This is a genomic window from Pseudomonas sp. URMO17WK12:I12 (genome assembly GCF_000514395.1).
Classification (GTDB): Bacteria; Pseudomonadota; Gammaproteobacteria; order Pseudomonadales; family Pseudomonadaceae; genus Aquipseudomonas; species Aquipseudomonas mucoides.
Genome location: NZ_AZVV01000031.1, coordinates 1 through 1,454, shown reverse-complemented (window position 1 = coordinate 1,454; position 1,454 = coordinate 1). Strand labels below are relative to the sequence as shown.

Sequence of the window (1,454 nt, the reverse complement as noted above, 5' to 3'; positions counted from 1 at the left end):
CCAGCCAGCCGGAAGGGCCGAGCGCAGAAGTGGTCCTGCAACTTTATCCGCCTCCATCCAGTCTATTAATTGTTGCCGGGAAGCTAGAGTAAGTAGTTCGCCAGTTAATAGTTTGCGCAACGTTGTTGCCATTGCTACAGGCATCGTGGTGTCACGCTCGTCGTTTGGTATGGCTTCATTCAGCTCCGGTTCCCAACGATCAAGGCGAGTTACATGATCCCCCATGTTGTGCAAAAAAGCGGTTAGCTCCTTCGGTCCTCCGATCGTTGTCAGAAGTAAGTTGGCCGCAGTGTTATCACTCATGGTTATGGCAGCACTGCATAATTCTCTTACTGTCATGCCATCCGTAAGATGCTTTTCTGTGACTGGTGAGTACTCAACCAAGTCATTCTGAGAATAGTGTATGCGGCGACCGAGTTGCTCTTGCCCGGCGTCAATACGGGATAATACCGCGCCACATAGCAGAACTTTAAAAGTGCTCATCATTGGAAAACGTTCTTCGGGGCGAAAACTCTCAAGGATCTTACCGCTGTTGAGATCCAGTTCGATGTAACCCACTCGTGCACCCAACTGATCTTCAGCATCTTTTACTTTCACCAGCGTTTCTGGGTGAGCAAAAACAGGAAGGCAAAATGCCGCAAAAAAGGGAATAAGGGCGACACGGAAATGTTGAATACTCATACTCTTCCTTTTTCAATATTATTGAAGCATTTATCAGGGTTATTGTCTCATGAGCGGATACATATTTGAATGTATTTAGAAAAATAAACAAATAGGGGTTCCGCGCACATTTCCCCGAAAAGTGCCACCTGACGTCTAAGAAACCATTATTATCATGACATTAACCTATAAAAATAGGCGTATCACGAGGCCCTTTCGTCTCGCGCGTTTCGGTGATGACGGTGAAAACCTCTGACACATGCAGCTCCCGGAGACGGTCACAGCTTGTCTGTAAGCGGATGCCGGGAGCAGACAAGCCCGTCAGGGCGCGTCAGCGGGTGTTGGCGGGTGTCGGGGCTGGCTTAACTATGCGGCATCAGAGCAGATTGTACTGAGAGTGCACCATATGCGGTGTGAAATACCGCACAGATGCGTAAGGAGAAAATACCGCATCAGGCGCCATTCGCCATTCAGGCTGCGCAACTGTTGGGAAGGGCGATCGGTGCGGGCCTCTTCGCTATTACGCCAGCTGGCGAAAGGGGGATGTGCTGCAAGGCGATTAAGTTGGGTAACGCCAGGGTTTTCCCAGTCACGACGTTGTAAAACGACGGCCAGTGCCAAGCTTGCATGCCTGCAGGTCGACTCTAGAGGATCGTGAGACACAAATCCTGAAGCGCATCAGCATGGGCGGGAGCAACAAAGAGGTGGCGCGTCAACTCGGCATCAGTCCGAGCACCGTGCGGACCCACGTCGAGAGCGTGTTCCGCAAACTGCAATGCACCACCCGTGCGGCC

At 51.2% G+C, this 1,454-nt stretch carries 1 protein-coding gene and 1 pseudogene; one reads left to right on the top strand and one right to left on the bottom strand.

Annotated elements, in window-relative coordinates:
• Window positions 1-681, bottom strand: a 681-nt coding sequence (bla, locus tag D882_RS0126915; RefSeq protein ID WP_032833695.1) for a class A beta-lactamase, incomplete at its 3' end; no start/stop codon positions are given.
• Window positions 682-1,298: 617 nt separating this feature from the next.
• Here bla and D882_RS01000000131500 point away from each other — a divergent pair.
• Window positions 1,299-1,454: pseudogene (locus D882_RS01000000131500) on the top strand (response regulator transcription factor); the annotation flags it as partial.